The organism is Ureibacillus sp. FSL K6-0786, from assembly GCF_037965165.1.
Classification (GTDB): domain Bacteria; phylum Bacillota; class Bacilli; order Bacillales_A; family Planococcaceae; genus Ureibacillus; species Ureibacillus thermosphaericus.
The window spans coordinates 1886617-1904233 of the sequence record NZ_CP150191.1; the positions used below are offsets into that span (position 1 = coordinate 1886617).

The window sequence follows — 17617 nt, forward strand, 5'->3', positions numbered from 1 at the left end:
TGTATCGTATGTATCTGTTTTAGTACATCAAAACCATGCAATTCGGGCAATATTAAATCAAAAAGAATTATCATATTCACTCTCCTGATTTTTAATTAAACCTTCAGTTTTAGTATTCGCTACATCAGTAATTTATCCTTCAAACTTAAGATCCACTTAATACTCGGGCATTAATCAAAAAATAAATTCTTATGTTCCATAAATAGCATCAGTTTTTACAAATAATATTAATTAAAGAATTACACACGAAAATAATAAGAATTTACTAATTAGTTATTGAATCTTCCATATAATTCATTATTTTTCTTTATGTATAATAGGAGAATAAAATGTTTTTCATGAAAGGATGAATTATTTGGCTAAAAAAACAATCTGGGTGGAAATGGAAGAAAATGAAACGCCTGAACAATGTATAACAAGAATAGAACAAATGGGGTATAAGCCAATTGTTCGAAAAGAGGAGCCAGTCTTTCAATATTTTAATGGTGAGATTACGTATTTTCGTCAAAAAGTTAAATTTAAGGCGGAATTACTTGAAGAAAAAACAAAAAATGAGAAAAACACGAACATTAAATAGTGGTATTTTATAATTGTTCGCATTTTTTAATTGATTTTCTTCTTCACCCTTGCTACAATGAACAGAGGAAAACTCCCTCATATATGCTAGAGAATATGGCTCTAGTGTCTCTACCCGACACCGTAAATGTCGGACTATGCGGGAAAGCAACTTTTGGATGATTCGGTAGGTTGGAAATAAATTACCTCAACCTTCTGTTTTGCTATGTCCTCAAGTACTCTGCTTTCTACCGTGTAGCGAAGGCGGGCTATTTGAGGATTTTTTTACGAATACATGTAAATACATTGTTAACTTAAAAAGGAGCGTTATTAATGAATCCTAAAATCGGAGTCATAATGGGAAGTTCCAGTGATTGGGATACGATGAAACATGCTTGTGACATATTAGACGAGTTAGAAGTGCCATACGAAAAGAAAGTTGTATCAGCTCATCGAACTCCTGATTTGATGTTTGAATATGCCGAAACTGCCCGTTCACGTGGTATTGAAGTCATTATTGCCGGAGCGGGAGGAGCAGCTCACTTACCGGGGATGGTTGCAAGTAAAACAACTTTGCCAGTCATCGGTGTACCTGTACAATCAAAAGCTTTAAATGGACTTGATTCATTGCTTTCCATTGTGCAAATGCCTGGTGGTGTTCCTGTAGCGACAGTTGCTATTGGCAAAGCAGGTGCCACAAATGCTGGACTCTTAGCAGCACAAATTTTATCCATTACAGATAAACAAATAGCAGAAAAACTGGAAGCAAGACGTGAACAATTAAAACAAAAAGTATTAGAAAGTTCAGGTGACTTGAAGTGACAAAAACAATATACCCCGGTCAAACGATTGGCATCATCGGGGGTGGACAGTTAGGACGAATGATGGCTCTCAGTGCAAGAGAAGCAGGTTTCAAAATTGCAGTTCTTGATCCGACAATGGATTCACCATGTGGTCAAGTTGCAGATATACAAATTGTAGCTCCGTATGATGATGAAGCTGCACTTGAAGAATTAGCGGAAATAAGTGATGTCATCACTTTTGAGTTTGAAAATATAGATTATGAAGGACTAAAACGATTAACAGAGATTGCCTACGTTCCTCAAGGCGCGGAAATTATTCGCATTACTCAAAATCGAGTAACGGAAAAGGAAGCTATTGTAAATGCCGGTTGCCCTGTTGCACCGTATATTGTTTGCGAGAGCTATGAAGAACTTGTTGAAAAAATAGATCAAATTGGTTTTCCGAGCATTGTGAAAACTGCCCGTTTTGGTTATGACGGAAAAGGTCAACAAAAGCTTCTATCAAAAGAAGACTTGCCATTAGCTAAAAATTTATTTAATCACTCACAATGTATTGTGGAAGGATTTATCCCATTTGAGAAGGAAATTTCCGTCATTATCCAAAGGAATGGAAATGGAGAAACTTATTGTTTACCAGTTGGCGAAAATGTTCATATTAACCACATTTTACATGAAACAATTGTGCCTGCTCGAATTTCTACAGAAACAAAACAATTAGCGGAAGAAGCAGCACGAAAAATCGCTGAACATTTGCAATTAATTGGAACATTAGCAGTTGAAATGTTCGTATTAAACGATGGACAAATTATCATTAATGAACTAGCACCAAGACCGCATAATTCCGGTCATTATTCCATTGAAGCATGCAACATTTCTCAATTCGCGCAACATATCCGTGCTGTTGCAGGATGGCCATTGCGTGAACCAAAACTACATTCTCCAGTAGTGATGGTAAACGTATTAGGGCAACATGTAGCGCCGCTTTCCAATTCCATTACTAAATATCCACATTGGTCGATTCACCTCTATGGAAAGAAAGAGGCAAAAGTTAACCGAAAAATGGGACATGTAACAATACTAACTGATAACATCGAAGAAACACTAATAGAAATTGAAGCTTCTGGCATTTGGTCAGAATGAGGAAAAGGAGATTTGAAAATGATTGAACGTTATACTCGTCCAGAAATGGGAGCAATTTGGACTGAAGAAAATAAATTTAAAGCTTGGCTTGAAGTTGAGATTTTAGCGTGTGAAGCATGGGCTGAACTTGGAGTTATTCCAAAAGAGGACGTAGTGAAATTGCGTCAAAACGCTTCATTTGATATTAACCGTATTTACGAAATTGAACAAACAACGAAACATGATGTAGTAGCATTTACTCGCGCTGTTTCTGAGACGCTTGGGGAAGAAAGAAAATGGGTTCATTACGGACTGACTTCAACAGATGTTGTAGATACTGCCCTCTCTTATTTAATTAAACAAGCAAACAACATTCTACGAAAAGACATTCAAAAATTTATTGATGTATTAACAGCCAAGGCAAAAGAACATAAATATACGGTGATGATGGGGCGCACTCATGGAGTACACGCAGAACCGACAACATTTGGATTAAAACTTGCCTTATGGCGTGAAGAAATGTTACGCAATCTAGAACGATTTGAAAGAGCAGCAAAAACGATTGAGACAGGTAAAATTTCAGGAGCTGTTGGAACATACGCCAACATCGATCCATTTGTAGAGCAATACGTTTGTGAAAAATTAGGTCTAACGCCAGCACCAATTTCAACTCAAACATTGCAACGTGATCGCCATGCAGAATACATTGCAGCATTAGCTCTAATTGCAACTTCCATTGAGAAATTCGCAACGGAAATTCGAGGATTGCAAAAATCCGAAACTCGAGAAGTTGAAGAAGGATTTGCAAAAGGACAAAAAGGTTCATCAGCAATGCCGCATAAACGCAATCCAATCGGATCAGAAAACATGACTGGAATTGCTCGTGTAGTACGTGGACATGTGATCACAGCTTACGAAAATGTTTCTTTATGGCATGAGCGTGATATTTCTCATTCATCAGCAGAACGTATCATTATTCCTGATACAACGATAGCACTTAACTATATGTTGAACCGTTTCAGCAATATCGTGAAAAACTTAACCGTTTTCCCAGAAAACATGAAACGCAATATGGACGCTACGTTCGGACTAATTTATTCACAGCGTATTCTTCTAGCATTAATCGATAAAGGATTATCTCGCGAAGAAGCTTATGATACTGTTCAACCATTAACGGCAAAAGCTTGGGATGAACAAAGACATTTCCGTCCGCTTGTTGAAGCAGATGAAAAAATCAGTTCACTTTTATCTAAAGAAGAAATTGATGATTGTTTCGATTACAACTGGCATTTGAAAAATGTTGATTTGATTTTTCAACGTTTAGGATTAAATGATTAATCGGTACAGTAAAAGGCGAAGCCATTGAAAAATTTAAATTATTGGGGGAACGGTTATGGAAAAAGGTGCGCTGTTATACGAAGGAAAAGCGAAACGCTTATATGCAACAGATGTGGAAGATGTTTTGTTTGTTGAGTATAAAAACAGTGCGACAGCCTTTAACGGGCTGAAGAAAGCAGAAATTGAGGGGAAAGGAATATTAAATAATAAAATTTCTACCCTGATTTTTGAAAAATTAAAACAGCATGGTATCGAATCTCACTTTATTAAGAGTGTATCTGAACACGAACAACTAGTAAAAAAAGTGGATATCATCCCCCTTGAAGTGGTTGTTCGCAATATATCAGCAGGTAGCTTCGCTGAAAGGCTTGGCATTGAAGAAGGAACAAAGTTAAAGCGTCCGATTGTTGAGTTTTACTATAAAAATGACGCATTAAAAGATCCTTTGATTAACAATGAACATATTGACATACTTGGGATTGCATCAAAAGAAGAAGTTGAAACGATTACTAACAATGCATTTAAAGTGAATGAAGCATTGAGGAAAATATTTGAAGAAATCGATGTAGTATTAGTTGATTTTAAATTGGAATTCGGTCGTGATAAAGAAGGCAACATCTTGCTTGCGGATGAAATCTCTCCAGATACTTGCCGACTCTGGGATGCGGAAACGAATGAAAAGCTGGATAAAGACGTATTTAGACGTGATCTTGGTAGTTTAACAGATGTTTATAACATTATTCTTTCTAGACTTGGAGGAAAGTGATATGAAAAAAGTTAAAATTTACGTTACGTTACGTGAAAGTGTATTAGACCCACAAGGCTCTGCAGTAAAAGGATCTTTAGTAAATATGGGATATAAAGAAGTTGAGGACGTACGTATCGGTAAATATTTAGAAGTATTAATTTCAGATACTGAACGTGATATTGACGCATTGGTAAAAGAAATGTGTGAAAAGCTGCTGGCAAACACTGTGATTGAGGATTATCGCTTTGAAGTCGAGGAGGCTAATTAATCATGAAATTTGCTGTACTCGTATTCCCAGGGTCGAACTGTGATATCGACATGTATCATGCAATAAAGGACGAACTAGGTGAAGAAGTAGAATATGTTTGGCACGATGCAACAGATTTAAGTAAATTTGATGCGATTTTAATTCCTGGAGGATTCTCATACGGGGATTATCTCCGTTGTGGAGCCATGGCAAGTCAATCAAATGTTATGAAAGCAGTGAAAAAGGCAGCAGAAGAAGGAAAACCAGTTTTAGGAGTTTGCAACGGATTCCAAATTTTAACGGAAGCGGGTTTGCTACCAGGGGTTTTACTTCGCAACCAAAACTTAAAATTCATTTGCCGAACAGTTCAATTAAAAGTTGAAAATAACAATACGCTATTTACAAATCAATATGAGCAAGGGCAAATCATTAATATTCCAATCGCTCATGGTGAAGGAAACTATTTCTGTGATGAGGAAACATTAAAAAAATTACAAGAAAAGAATCAAATCGTTTTCACTTATTCAGGTGAAAATCCAAATGGAAGTCTATCAGACATTGCAGGTATTGTGAATGAGCGTGGTAACGTTCTTGGTATGATGCCACACCCTGAACGTGCGGTGGATGCATTACTTGGCAGTGCAGACGGACTAGCATTATTCAAATCAATTGTGAAACAGTGGAGGGAATCACATGTCTAATTTAGAACCAACTGCAGAACAAATTAAGGAACAAAAGCTTTATCGTGACATGGGGTTAAGTGATGAAGAGTTTGCGATGGTTGAGAAAATTTTAGGCCGTCTTCCAAATTGGACAGAAACAGGTTTGTTCTCTGTTATGTGGTCTGAACACTGTTCTTATAAAAACTCAAAACCGGTATTGCGTAAATTCCCAACAAACGGACCTCGCGTATTACAAGGTCCTGGAGAGGGTGCGGGGATTGTTGACATAGGTGATGAGCAAGCAGTTGTATTCAAGATGGAATCTCATAACCACCCTTCAGCGATTGAACCTTACCAAGGTGCAGCAACAGGGGTTGGAGGGATTATTCGTGACGTGTTCTCCATGGGTGCTCGTCCAATTGCACTGTTAAACTCTTTACGTTTCGGTGAATTAAAGTCGCCTCGAGTGAAATACTTATTTGAAGAAGTAGTGGCAGGAATCGCTGGATACGGAAACTGCATCGGTATCCCAACTGTTGGTGGAGAAGTTCAATTTGACCCTTGCTATGAAGGAAATCCTTTAGTAAATGCTATGTGTGTTGGTTTAATTGACCATAAAGATATTCAAAAAGGTGTGGCTAAAGGTGTAGGCAATACTGTCATGTATGTGGGTGCTAAAACAGGGCGTGACGGTATCCACGGTGCGACGTTCGCTTCTGAAGAATTAAGTGAAGAATCAGAAGAAAATCGTCCAGCAGTTCAAGTTGGGGACCCATTCATGGAAAAACTTCTATTAGAAGCTTGTTTAGAAGTTGTAAAATCAGATGCTCTCGTTGGTATACAAGATATGGGAGCTGCAGGTTTAACTTCCTCTTCAGCAGAGATGGCTTCAAAAGCTGGTTCAGGTATCGAAATGAATTTAGATTTAGTGCCGCAACGTGAGACAGGCATGACTGCCTATGAAATGATGTTATCAGAATCACAAGAACGAATGCTTTTAGTCGTGAAAAAAGGTCGCGAAGAAGAAATCAAACAAATCTTCGAAAAATACGGATTAGATGCTGTTGCAATCGGCCGAGTGACAGACGATAAAATGTTGAGGCTGATTCATAAAGGTGAAGTTGTAGCTGAAGTTCCAGCTGATGCATTAGCAGAAGATGCACCAGTTTATCATAAACCTTCTAAAGAACCTGCTTATTTTAGCGAGTTCCAAGCAATGGAAAACGCGGAGCCTGAAGTAAGTGACTTGAAAGAAACGTTGAAACAATTACTTCAAGCACCGACTATTGCTTCAAAAGAATGGGTTTACAATCAATTTGACTATCAAGTTCGTACAAATACAGTAGTAACTCCTGGTTCAGATGCGGCAGTATTGCGCATTAGAGGTACAAATAAAGCACTTGCTATGACAGCTGACTGCAACTCTCGCTACATTTATTTAGATCCAGAAACAGGTGGCAAAATCGCGGTGGCAGAGGCTGCTCGCAACATTGTTGCATCAGGTGGCGAACCGCTAGCAATTACAGACTGCTTAAACTTTGGTAATCCAGAAAAGCCAGAAATCTTCTGGCAATTAGAAAAGAGTGCGGATGGTATTTCTGCGGCTTGTACAGCTTTAAAAACACCAGTTATTAGCGGCAACGTTTCCCTTTATAATGAACATTCAGGTCAAGCTGTATATCCTACTCCAACAATTGGTATGGTTGGTTTAATTCAAGATTTATCACATGTGACAACACAACAAGTTAAACAAGCTGGTGACGTTGTTTATATACTTGGTGAAACAAAAACAGAATTCGGTGGATCAGAACTACAAAAATTAGTTCATGGCAAAATCTTTGGTAAAGCGCCAAGCATCGATTTAGAGGTGGAGGCAGCGCGCCAAAAAGCATTACTTTCTGCAATTCGTGCTGGACTTGTTCAATCTGCTCATGACGTATCTGAAGGCGGCGTAGCAGTTGCGTTAGCTGAAAAGACTTTCGGAACTGAAGGGTTAGGACTTCATGTGAGATTAGAAGGATCACCTGTAACTGCTTTATTCAGTGAATCTCAATCTCGTTTTATCGTCACAGTAAAAGAAGAAAACGTGAAGCAATTTGAAGAATTGATTACTGATGCAAAGAAAATCGGACTTGTTACAAATGATGGGAAAATCACAATTGAAGGCGAATCAGGCTTGTTAATTGAGGGGTCTGTGGAAGAATTTTGTTCTGCTTGGAAAGGAGCTATCCCATGCTTGCTGAAATCAGAGGCTTAAATGAAGAATGTGGTGTTTTTGGGATATGGGGACATGAAGCGGCAGCTCATTTAAGCTATTACGGTTTACATGCTTTACAACATCGCGGTCAAGAAGGTGCTGGCATCGTCGCTACTGACGGCCAGTACTTCAAAGCGGTAAAAGGTGAAGGTTTAGTAAATGAAGTATTTAATGAAGAAAAATTAAAAAGTTTGAAAGGCACTTCTGCCATTGCTCATGTTCGCTATACAACTGCAGGCGGCGGAGGAATAGAGAACGTACAGCCGTTATTGGTTCGTTCCTCAACTGGCACGATTGCTTTGGCTCATAATGGTAATTTAGTCAATGCGAATCATTTGAAACAACATCTTGAACGATCAGGTAGTATTTTTCATTCTACTTCAGACACGGAAGTAATTGTGCATTTAATTAAAAAAAGCAAAAAGCCTCGCTTCCGTGAGCAAGTAAAAGAAGCTCTTTCTCTATTGAGAGGTGCATTCTCCGTCATTATTTTAACGAAAGATAAAATGATCCTAGCTCGAGATCGCAATGGTTTACGTCCACTGTCAATTGGTAAATTAGGGGACGCTTGGGTGGCTTCGTCTGAAACTTGCGCCTTTGATTTGATTGGTGCGGAGTTTATACGGGAAGTGGAGCCGGGAGAATTAGTTGTTATTTCAGAAAAAGGTATCGAAGAAGATCGCTATGCTCAAATGGAACAAAGAGCAATGTGTGCAATGGAATATGTTTATTTTGCACGTCCTGACTCAAATATTGATTATGTCAACATTCACATGGCTCGTAAACGTTTGGGTAAACAATTAGCAAAAGAAATGGGTTCAATCGATGCGGATGTTGTAACAGGTGTTCCGGATTCCTCCATTTCAGCTGCAATTGGTTTTGCAGAAGAAATTGGCATTCCTTACGAAATGGGATTAATCAAAAATCGTTATGTGGGAAGAACATTTATTCAACCGACACAAGAATTGCGTGAACGCGGAGTAAAAATGAAATTATCTCCTGTCGTTCAAGTCGTTCGTGGAAAACGAGTAGTCATGGTGGATGATTCCATCGTTCGAGGAACAACTTCTCGTAGAATTGTCAAAATGTTAAAAGAAGCTGGAGCAAAGGAAGTGCATGTAGCAATCACTTCTCCTCCAATTTCGAATCCTTGCTTCTATGGAATAGACATTTCATCAGATGAAGAGCTAATCGCAACAGGAAAAACAATCGATGAAATCCGTGATGCAATTGGTGCAGATTCCTTAACATTTTTATCTCCAGACGGATTAGTAGAAGCAATCTCAAGACCTTTTGACGATGAGAATGGCGGTCTTTGCATGGCATGCTTTACTGGAAAATATCCAACTGAAATTTTCCCAGACACTGTCTTACCACATATTAAAGAACTTTCACATTAAGGAGGAAGAATCATGTCAAAGGCATATGAACAAGCGGGAGTCAATATTGAAGCTGGTTATGAAGCTGTTAAACGCATGAAATCCCATGTAGAAAGAACAAAACGAATTGGTGTCATGGGAACGTTTGGTGGCTTCGGTGGCATGTTCGATTTATCTTCATTAAATTTAAAAGAACCTGTTCTAATTTCTGGTACAGATGGTGTCGGGACTAAGCTCAAATTAGCATTTATGGCCGATAAACATGACACGATTGGCATTGACTGCGTGGCGATGTGTGTGAATGATATCGTTGCTCAAGGTGCAGAACCGTTATACTTTTTAGATTATATTGCAATTGGGAAAGCAGACCCTGAAAAGATCGAGCAAATTGTAAGTGGCGTTGCAGATGGCTGCGTTCAGGCAGGTGCTGCACTCATCGGCGGGGAAACTGCTGAAATGCCTGGTTTGTATGATGAAAATGAATATGATGTAGCTGGTTTTGCGGTTGGGGCTTGTGAAAAATCTCGTGTCGTTACTGGGGAAAAAATTGTTGAAGGGGATGTCCTTGTTGGACTTGCATCTAGCGGCGTGCATTCCAATGGTTATTCCTTAGTTCGCAAAATCGTATTTGGAAATTGCGGCTATAAATATGATGAATTGATTGAAGGTTATGAAGATTTGGGGCCAATTGGTGATGCTTTGCTTACACCAACAAAAATTTACGCCAAACCAGTTCTTGAGATGTTAAAGCAAGTGGACGTTCACGGCATGGCTCACATTACTGGTGGTGGATTTTATGAAAACTTGCCTCGAATGATGCCAGAAGGACTTGCAACAGAAATTGATTTAGGATCATGGGAAACTCTTCGAATTTTCGAATTTTTGAAGGATAAAGGTTCGCTATCAGACAGAGATTTATACAACGTATTTAATATGGGGATTGGATTTGTTCTTTCCGTTTCTCCTGAAGATGCGGATAAAATAATTCAAATTGCAGAAGCCCACGGGGAGAAAGCGTATCAAATTGGGCGTGTTGTAAAAGGCGAAGGGGTTTTATTTAATGGAAAACACGATGGGAGCTTGAGCCAATGACAACGAAAATAGCAGTGTTTGCATCAGGAAGTGGATCGAATTTTCAAGCGATTCAAGAATCCATCGAACGTGGAGAATTAAATGCAAACATAGAAGTTGTAGTAACAGATAAACCCAATGCATATGTGGTTAAAAGAGCGGAGAAATTCGGCATCCCAGTTTTCGCATTTTCACCAAAAGATTATGCTTCAAAAGCTACATATGAATCTGAAATTGTAAAAATATTGAAACAAAAAGCGGTGGAATGGATTGTATTAGCTGGGTATATGCGCTTAATTGGCGACACATTACTTACTGAATATCCTAATAAAATCGTTAATATTCATCCTTCTCTATTACCAGCTTTTCCTGGAAAAGATGCGATTGGACAAGCAATGGAACATGGCGTGAAAGTCACTGGGGTTACTGTTCATTATGTTGATGAAGGGATGGATACAGGTCCAATTATTGCACAAAGAGCGGTAGAAGTTGTGGATGGTAATCGAGAAGCAACGGAAGAACGTATTCACAAAGTAGAACATGAACTTTATCCAAAAACGTTAAAAAAATTATTTGAAAATAAATAATTGCAAAAATAGAGTATAAACTGGAGGCTTTAACTGTGGCAAAACGTGCACTTATTAGTGTTTCAAATAAAGATGGAATTTTAGAGTTTGCGAAAGAATTAGTTGCGCTTGGTTATGAAATATTATCTACTGGTGGTACGAAAAAGTTATTGCAAGAAAATAACGTACCGGTAACTGGTGTAGATGAAGTAACAAAATTTCCTGAAATTCTTGACGGACGTGTAAAAACATTAAATCCCATGATTCATGGTGGTCTATTAGGGAAATTTGATGATCCTTCCCACCAAGCACAAATGCAAGAACACGGAATTGAACCAATTGAAATCGTTTGTGTAAACTTATATCCATTTGTAGAAACAATTTCAAAACCAAATGTCACTTGGGAAGATGCAATTGAAAATATTGATATTGGTGGCCCTACAATGTTGCGTGCAGCTGCGAAAAATCATCAATATGTAACAGTAATCGTTGACAGCAATGACTATGCTACGGTTCTTGAAGAATTGAAAGCGAACGGTACAACTACTTTTGAAACGCGAAAAAAACTTGCAGCGAAAGTATTCCGCCATACAGCAAGCTATGATGCATATATTTCAAACTACTTAACAGAAGAATCATTCCCTGAAAGTTTAACACTTACTTACGAATTACAACAAACGTTGCGATACGGTGAAAATCCTCACCAAAAAGCTGCATTTTATAAAAAACGTTTAGGTTCAGATTTTTCTCTTGCCTATGCTACTCAATTACATGGAAAAGAATTATCCTTTAATAATATTCAAGATGGGAATGCAGCTCTTCAAATTGTAAAAGAATTTAAAATACCAGCTGCCGTAGCGGTAAAACATATGAACCCATGTGGTGTTGGTACTGGTAGCACGATTGAAGAAGCATTTGACAAAGCTTATGAAGCAGATCCAGTTTCAATTTTTGGTGGAATCATTGCGTTAAACCGTGAAGTAAATGCACCAACTGCAGAAAAATTAAGCAATATCTTCTTAGAAATTATCATAGCACCTTCATTTACAGAAGAAGCATTAGAAATTTTAACGAAAAAGAAAAACATTCGCTTGCTTACAATCAATTTCTCTCAAGAAAAACAAGATCCGTTCAAAGTTGTTTCCGTTGAAGGTGGTTTACTCGTCCAAGAAGACGATACATATGGCTTTAACGATGCCGATATAAAAGTTGTAACAGACCGTGAACCAACGGAGGAAGAATGGGAAGCCTTAAAACTTGGTTGGGCCGTTGTGAAACACGTGAAGTCAAATGCTATTGTCGTAAACAATAAACAAATGACATTAGGAATCGGTGCAGGTCAAATGAACCGTGTTGGAGCAGCGAAAATCGCATTAGAGCAAGCTGGTGAAAAAGCGAAAGGTGCGGTAATGGCTTCGGATGCTTTCTTCCCAATGCCAGATACAGTAGAAGAAGCAATCAAAGCTGGAATTACAGCAATCATTCATCCAGGGGGATCTATTCGCGATCAAGACTCCATCGATGTGGCGAACAAGGCTGGTATTGCCATGGTTACAACAGGAGTAAGACATTTTAAACATTAATGAATAAAGACGGCTCGTTTCGTAGCCGTCTTTTCTAAAGTTAAAATATTTTTTTGGAAGTTGCAATTATTTCTAACTTCATTTGAAATATATATGCCAATAATTTGTAGGAGGGCATCGATCGTATGAAAGTATTAGTAGTTGGTAGCGGTGGACGTGAGCATGCTATCGCAAAAAAATTCAGCATTTCTCCATCCGTAGAAAAAGTGTATGTAGCACCTGGAAATGATGGAATGCGTGATTGTGCAGAATTGGTTGCGATTGATTCAATGGATTTTGAAAGCTTGGCAAACTTCGCAAAAGAACAACGTATTGATTTAACTTTTGTCGGTCCTGAACAACCTCTTGCTGAGGGAATTGTGGATTATTTCCAAGAACGAGGTCTTGTCATTTTTGGACCAACAAAACAAGCAGCTCAAATTGAAGGTAGTAAGTCATTTGCAAAACAATTAATGAAAAAATACAACATCCCAACAGCAACTTATGAAACGTTTACTGAAATGGATAAAGCGATTGAATATATTAAACAACAAGGGGCACCGATTGTTGTAAAAGCAGATGGCTTGGCAGCTGGTAAAGGTGTAGTTGTTGCAATGACAGAACAAGAAGCGATTGATGCTGTAACGGATATGATTGGGAATCAACGCTTTGGTGAATCTTCATCAAAAGTAGTGATTGAGGAATATTTAGAAGGAGAAGAATTTTCCTTCATGTCCTTTGTACATAAAGGGCAAATTTATCCAATGGTGATTGCTCAAGATCATAAACGAGCTTATGATGGCGATACAGGTCCAAATACTGGTGGTATGGGTGCATATTCACCGGTTCCGCAAATTCCGCAAGAAATGGTATCTCGCGCATATACAGAAATTGTAGAACCAACTGTAAAAGCTATGGAAGAAGAAGGCGCATCCTTCACTGGAGTTTTATATGCAGGATTAATTCTTACGAAAGAAGGTCCAAAAGTTATTGAATTTAATGCACGTTTTGGCGATCCAGAAACACAAGTAGTGCTTCCTCGCATGACTTCTGATTTTGGATTATTCATGAAAGCATTAATGGAAGAAAAATTCTTTGATTTACAATGGTCTAATGAAGTAATGCTAGGAGTTGTCATTGCGGCAGAAGGCTATCCTGGAACAGTTGAAAAAGGACATCCACTTCCAAATTTAGATGAGCTTAGTAAAGAATATGAAGTATATCATGCAGGAACGAAACTTCAAGATGGACGATATGTAGGTAATGGTGGACGTGTGTTATTAGTGGCATCAAAAGCAGAGTCTTTAAAAGAAGCGAAAGAAAAAGTATATGCAGGAATAGATAAGTATTCTTGGGATCATTTCTTCTACCGCAAAGATATTGGATGGAGAACATTTAAATAATTTTTCCATGAGATAAAATGAAATAAAAAGCACAAACCAAGAGTAATGGGGTTTGTGCTTTTTCTGAGTTAAACATTTTTATTTATTTGGATTTCTTCTGATTTGCATTATTTGTAACACCTTGAATGGCTTTGGCAGCTTCCTCCATCATTGTGCCCGATTGGGTTGTGTTAGCAACTGTCTCTGCAACTTTAGCTGCAGTTTGTGTCATTTGTTGCATAGTGGAGCCATTGCCGCCATTGGAATTTTGATTTCCGCTATTATATCTTGAATTAAAAGCAGTCATTAAGCTATCGCCATCCATAAATTCTTGCATGGATGTTGTAACGGCATTTTTCACATTATTGCTGAACATTGCTTTGGTAGGGCAGTATAAAAAGATACCTTCAGCAATTTTTAATGAACCAGCTGTAATTGATAGCATTCCTAAAGTTTTGTTTCCGTTCTCTTTCACTAAATGACTAATTCCACAAGCTGTTAACCCAATGCCTAAAGCAAGTCGAACGAAGCCACTTTTTTCAGAAATATTTTCTTCCAACATCAAAATCACTCCTTTTCAAATGTGCTGATTGAAAGAACTTTAATTTAGTAAAGTGCTGTGTTACGATAAAATCAGATATGCTTGCTTTTCAGCATTGTTAGTATGTGCGAATAAAACTCGATTAAACGAAATAAATATTTTATATAATAGAAGGGAGTGTAACATATGCCAGAATCTATTTGGAAGATTCAAGAAATCCGAAATCAAATTGCTGTGATAGAAGGAAAGCTATCACCAACCATTGTTTTAAAAAATGCACGCTTTTTACATAGCATGTTAAAACAATGGGTTTTCGGTAATATTTGGGTTCATCATGATCGAATCGTATATGTTGGTAATGAAGTGCCAGAAAATTTACTAGATACTGAAGTAATAGATTTAGGGGGAAAAACGGTTGTACCAGGTTATATTGAACCCCATGTCCATCCGTTTCAATTATATAATCCTGTAACATTTGCAGATTACGCAGCACAATTTGGAACAACAATGTTTATAAGCGATAATCTACATTTTGCGTTACAACTCCCTAATACGAAAGCGTTTTCACTTCTAGATGAATTGAAAAAGATGCCGTTTTCTTATTATTGGTGGACTCGTTATGATGCGCAAACCGAATTGGGTAATGAAGATCAAATATTTACGAATAAATCTATTTTTGAATGGATTGGAAGAGATGACGTTTTACTTGGAGGCGAGTTAACTGGTTGGCCACGTCTTTTACGTGGTGATGACCAAATGCTTTATTGGATTCAGTCTTCAAAGAAGAATGGGAAGAAAATTGAAGGACATTTTCCAGGTGCATCTGATAAAACCCTTGTCAGAATGAAATTACTTGGAGCAGATGGTGATCATGAAGCAATGACGGTTGAGGAAGTTGAAAAACGGATTTTTCATGGTTATGGTGTAACGCTACGATATTCTTCCATCCGTCCTGATCTTCCAAATCTATTAAAAGGAATACTAGATAAAAAGTTAAATATATTTGACCATTTAATGATGACAACAGATGGTTCAACACCTTGTTTCCATCGTGAAGGTGTCATGAATTTATGCATCCAAATTGCACTTGAAGTAGGAGTCGACCCTATTGATGCATATAACATGGCTTCATATAATATCGCGAAGTATTATAATTTATCTCATTTACATGGTTTGATTGCGACAGGAAGATTTGCTACTTTAAATATTTTAAAAGATGAATTTACTCCAAATCCGGAATCGGTATTATCAAAAGGTGTTTGGTTAAAAAAAGATGGACAAAAAGTACAAACATTACCAGAAATCGATTGGAATAAGTATTATCCATCTCTTGAACTAGAATTTGAGTTAAACGAGGAAGATTTCCAAGTATCTACACCAATTGGAATTGAATTGGTTAACGATGTCATAACAAAACCATACTCTGTGAATTTCCAATTGCATAAAAATGAAATTCTTGTAAATTCCGATGAAAGTTTATTAATGCTTATAGATAAAAACGGAAAATGGCGAATTAATGCAATCTTAAAAGGTTTTGCAACAAATGTAAAAGGATTTGCTTCCTCGTACTCTAATACAGGGGATATCATTTTAATAGGTAAAAATGAGCAAGATATGATGCTTGCTTTTAATGAAATGAAAAAAATGAAGGGCGGCATTGTCCTTACAGAAGACAATGAAGTTATTATGTCTCTACCATTGACTGGAGCAGGTAACTTTTTCACTGGAAAGATGGAAGACTTAATGGAAAATGAGGCGGCATTAACAGCGGCATTGCGAGAAAGAGGTTATAAGCATAGCGATGCGATTTATACATTGTTCTTCTTACAATCAACTCATTTACCTTATATCCGAATCACACAAAATGGAATTGTTGATGTCATGAAAAAAGAAGTAATGATTCCATCAGTGATGCGCTAGCTGAAAGGATGAAGATTATGTTTCGAAAAAAAACATTGCTTTGTGTCTTAGCAAGTATCTCACTTCTTGCAGCATGTGGAGATGGTAGTGAAAAAAGCATAAGTGATAAACCAATTGAACCAGTTCAAGAAGAACCGAAAGAAATATTATATCCGACACCATTTACTGGAGAACTGATTTCTAATGAGATTACAATGAGGCCTGTTATTGCTACGATTAACAATCACCCTGCTGCCCGTCCGCAATCTGGTATTGCAAGTGCTGATGTAGTTTATGAAATGCTTGCAGAAGGGGATGTTACAAGATTTTTGGCATTGTTCCAATCGGAAATTCCTGATAGCATCGGACCAATTCGTAGTGCAAGATCCTATTTTATTGAATTAGCGGATGGATTTGACGCCTTTTACATTGCACACGGTTTCAGTCCAGAAGCAAAACAGATGCTCGAAAATGGCATCGTTGATAACATTAACGGTATGTATTACGATGGTTCCTTCTTCAAACGTTCTAAAGATCGGGTTGCACCACATAACTCATATTTTATGAGCGATAACCTAGAAGCTGCTGCAGAAAAAGTGAATGCTTCACTTCTCTATCAGAAAAAAGTATCGTATACTTATTATGATGATGAGGAAAGTGTTAAAGTAGGTGCGCAAGCAGATCGTATACATGTCCGTTATAGTAATAATGAAAACTTTAACAGCACCTATTCATATGATCCAGTGAGCAACACTTATTCCCGCTCTTCTGGTGGAACGGTAACAACAGATTTATTGACGGGAGAACCGATAAAGTTATCCAATGTGTTAGTCTTGGAAATGGATCATCAGGTGATTGACAACAAAGGCCGTAGAGAGATTGATATTTATTCTGGTGGGAGAGCTTATATTTTCCAACAAGGGATGATGCGAGAACTGCGTTGGGAAAATATTGACGGCGTTTTAACAGCGGTAGAAATCGACGGCAGTGAAGCAAAACTTATGCCAGGTAAAACATGGATTCATTTTGTACCAACAAATCCGGGAATTGCTACTTCTGTAACTTATTCAAATTCTGAGCAGCAAAGTTGAAAGGATGAGGAAGAAAATGCAGGTAGATAAAATTCGTGGTCCTCAAACAGATCAGCTTTTTAGAGCGATATTAGAATTGAGAGACCTTGAAGAATGCTATAAATTTTTCGATGACTTATGTACGATTAGTGAAATTCAATCGATGGCTCAACGATTTGAAGTAGCTCATCTATTACGTTTGAAAAAAACTTATGAAACAATCAAAAAAGAAACCGGAGCTTCTACTGCAACCATTTCACGGGTGCGTCGTTGTTTCGATTATGGCAATGATGCTTATGAAGAAATGTTAAGTCGACTTTATCCAAATGAAAAACCATATGAACCAAAAAGATAAGTTTGTTAAAATTGGGATTGTTTAGAAGTAAAAATTATCACTCAGTTTAATTGGGTGATAATT

At 37.7% G+C, this 17617-nt stretch carries 17 protein-coding genes and 1 riboswitch; of the genes, 16 read left to right on the forward strand and 1 reads right to left on the reverse strand.

Going from position 1 to position 17617, the window contains the following annotated elements:
• Positions 1 to 355: 355 nt before the first annotated feature.
• From NSQ18_RS09240 to purD, 13 genes are all read left to right on the forward strand, one after another.
• The gene (locus tag NSQ18_RS09240) at positions 356 to 577 is read left to right on the forward strand and encodes an NETI motif-containing protein (protein WP_016838772.1); all 222 of its coding nucleotides are present in this window, start codon (positions 356 to 358) and stop codon (positions 575 to 577) included.
• Between the two features lie 57 nt (positions 578 to 634).
• A riboswitch (purine riboswitch) is annotated at positions 635 to 734 on the forward strand.
• A gap of 154 nt (positions 735 to 888) precedes the next feature.
• Complete coding sequence (gene purE, locus NSQ18_RS09245; RefSeq protein WP_016838771.1) at positions 889 to 1377, forward strand: 5-(carboxyamino)imidazole ribonucleotide mutase; 489 nt, start codon at positions 889 to 891, stop codon at positions 1375 to 1377.
• Entirely contained in the window at positions 1374 to 2498 is a 1125-nt protein-coding gene (purK, locus tag NSQ18_RS09250) for a 5-(carboxyamino)imidazole ribonucleotide synthase (RefSeq protein ID WP_016838770.1), read from the forward strand. The genes purE and purK overlap by 4 nt, the downstream gene beginning before the upstream one ends.
• 18 nt (positions 2499 to 2516) lie before the next feature.
• Positions 2517 to 3815, forward strand: a complete 1299-nt coding sequence (gene purB / locus NSQ18_RS09255) for an adenylosuccinate lyase (RefSeq protein WP_339287787.1) — start codon at positions 2517 to 2519, stop codon at positions 3813 to 3815.
• Between the two features lie 55 nt (positions 3816 to 3870).
• Complete coding sequence (gene purC / locus NSQ18_RS09260) at positions 3871 to 4581, forward strand: phosphoribosylaminoimidazolesuccinocarboxamide synthase (protein ID WP_016838768.1); 711 nt, start codon at positions 3871 to 3873, stop codon at positions 4579 to 4581.
• A gap of 1 nt (position 4582) precedes the next feature.
• The gene (gene purS / locus NSQ18_RS09265; RefSeq protein WP_016838767.1) at positions 4583 to 4831 is read left to right on the forward strand and encodes a phosphoribosylformylglycinamidine synthase subunit PurS; all 249 of its coding nucleotides are present in this window, start codon (positions 4583 to 4585) and stop codon (positions 4829 to 4831) included.
• 2 nt (positions 4832 to 4833) lie between these two features.
• Complete coding sequence (gene purQ, locus NSQ18_RS09270) at positions 4834 to 5511, forward strand: phosphoribosylformylglycinamidine synthase subunit PurQ (protein WP_016838766.1); 678 nt, start codon at positions 4834 to 4836, stop codon at positions 5509 to 5511.
• Positions 5504 to 7729, forward strand: coding sequence for a phosphoribosylformylglycinamidine synthase subunit PurL (gene purL / locus NSQ18_RS09275; protein WP_168412273.1), 2226 nt, complete (start codon positions 5504 to 5506; stop codon positions 7727 to 7729). Before purQ ends, purL begins: the two co-directional genes overlap by 8 nt.
• Positions 7705 to 9129, forward strand: a complete 1425-nt coding sequence (gene purF / locus NSQ18_RS09280) for an amidophosphoribosyltransferase (protein ID WP_016838764.1) — start codon at positions 7705 to 7707, stop codon at positions 9127 to 9129. The genes purL and purF overlap by 25 nt, the downstream gene beginning before the upstream one ends.
• 12 nt (positions 9130 to 9141) lie before the next feature.
• Positions 9142 to 10200, forward strand: a complete 1059-nt coding sequence (purM, locus tag NSQ18_RS09285; RefSeq protein ID WP_016838763.1) for a phosphoribosylformylglycinamidine cyclo-ligase — start codon at positions 9142 to 9144, stop codon at positions 10198 to 10200.
• On the forward strand, positions 10197 to 10766 hold the full coding sequence (purN, locus tag NSQ18_RS09290) for a phosphoribosylglycinamide formyltransferase (RefSeq protein ID WP_016838762.1): 570 nt from the start codon (positions 10197 to 10199) through the stop codon (positions 10764 to 10766). The genes purM and purN overlap by 4 nt, the downstream gene beginning before the upstream one ends.
• Before the next feature lie 35 nt (positions 10767 to 10801).
• A complete protein-coding gene (gene purH, locus NSQ18_RS09295) occupies positions 10802 to 12328 on the forward strand; it encodes a bifunctional phosphoribosylaminoimidazolecarboxamide formyltransferase/IMP cyclohydrolase (protein ID WP_016838761.1) in 1527 nt (508 codons plus the stop codon).
• Between the two features lie 125 nt (positions 12329 to 12453).
• The gene (purD, locus tag NSQ18_RS09300) at positions 12454 to 13710 is read left to right on the forward strand and encodes a phosphoribosylamine--glycine ligase (RefSeq protein ID WP_016838760.1); all 1257 of its coding nucleotides are present in this window, start codon (positions 12454 to 12456) and stop codon (positions 13708 to 13710) included.
• 82 nt (positions 13711 to 13792) lie between these two features.
• Here purD and NSQ18_RS09305 read toward each other — a convergent pair whose 3' ends face one another.
• Positions 13793 to 14251 (reverse strand): hypothetical protein, encoded by a 459-nt coding sequence (locus tag NSQ18_RS09305; protein WP_016838759.1) that lies wholly within the window; start codon positions 14249 to 14251, stop codon positions 13793 to 13795.
• 165 nt (positions 14252 to 14416) lie between these two features.
• Here NSQ18_RS09305 and NSQ18_RS09310 point away from each other — a divergent pair, with 165 nt between their 5' ends.
• From NSQ18_RS09310 to NSQ18_RS09320, 3 genes are read left to right on the forward strand one after another with little or no spacing between them, the layout of a single operon-like run.
• Positions 14417 to 16150, forward strand: a complete 1734-nt coding sequence (locus NSQ18_RS09310; RefSeq protein ID WP_339287788.1) for an adenine deaminase C-terminal domain-containing protein — start codon at positions 14417 to 14419, stop codon at positions 16148 to 16150.
• A gap of 17 nt (positions 16151 to 16167) precedes the next feature.
• On the forward strand, positions 16168 to 17220 hold the full coding sequence (locus NSQ18_RS09315) for a DUF3048 domain-containing protein (RefSeq protein ID WP_339287789.1): 1053 nt from the start codon (positions 16168 to 16170) through the stop codon (positions 17218 to 17220).
• A gap of 16 nt (positions 17221 to 17236) precedes the next feature.
• A complete protein-coding gene (locus tag NSQ18_RS09320; RefSeq protein ID WP_016838756.1) occupies positions 17237 to 17554 on the forward strand; it encodes a YerC/YecD family TrpR-related protein in 318 nt (105 codons plus the stop codon).
• The last annotated feature ends 63 nt before the right edge of the window (positions 17555 to 17617 follow it).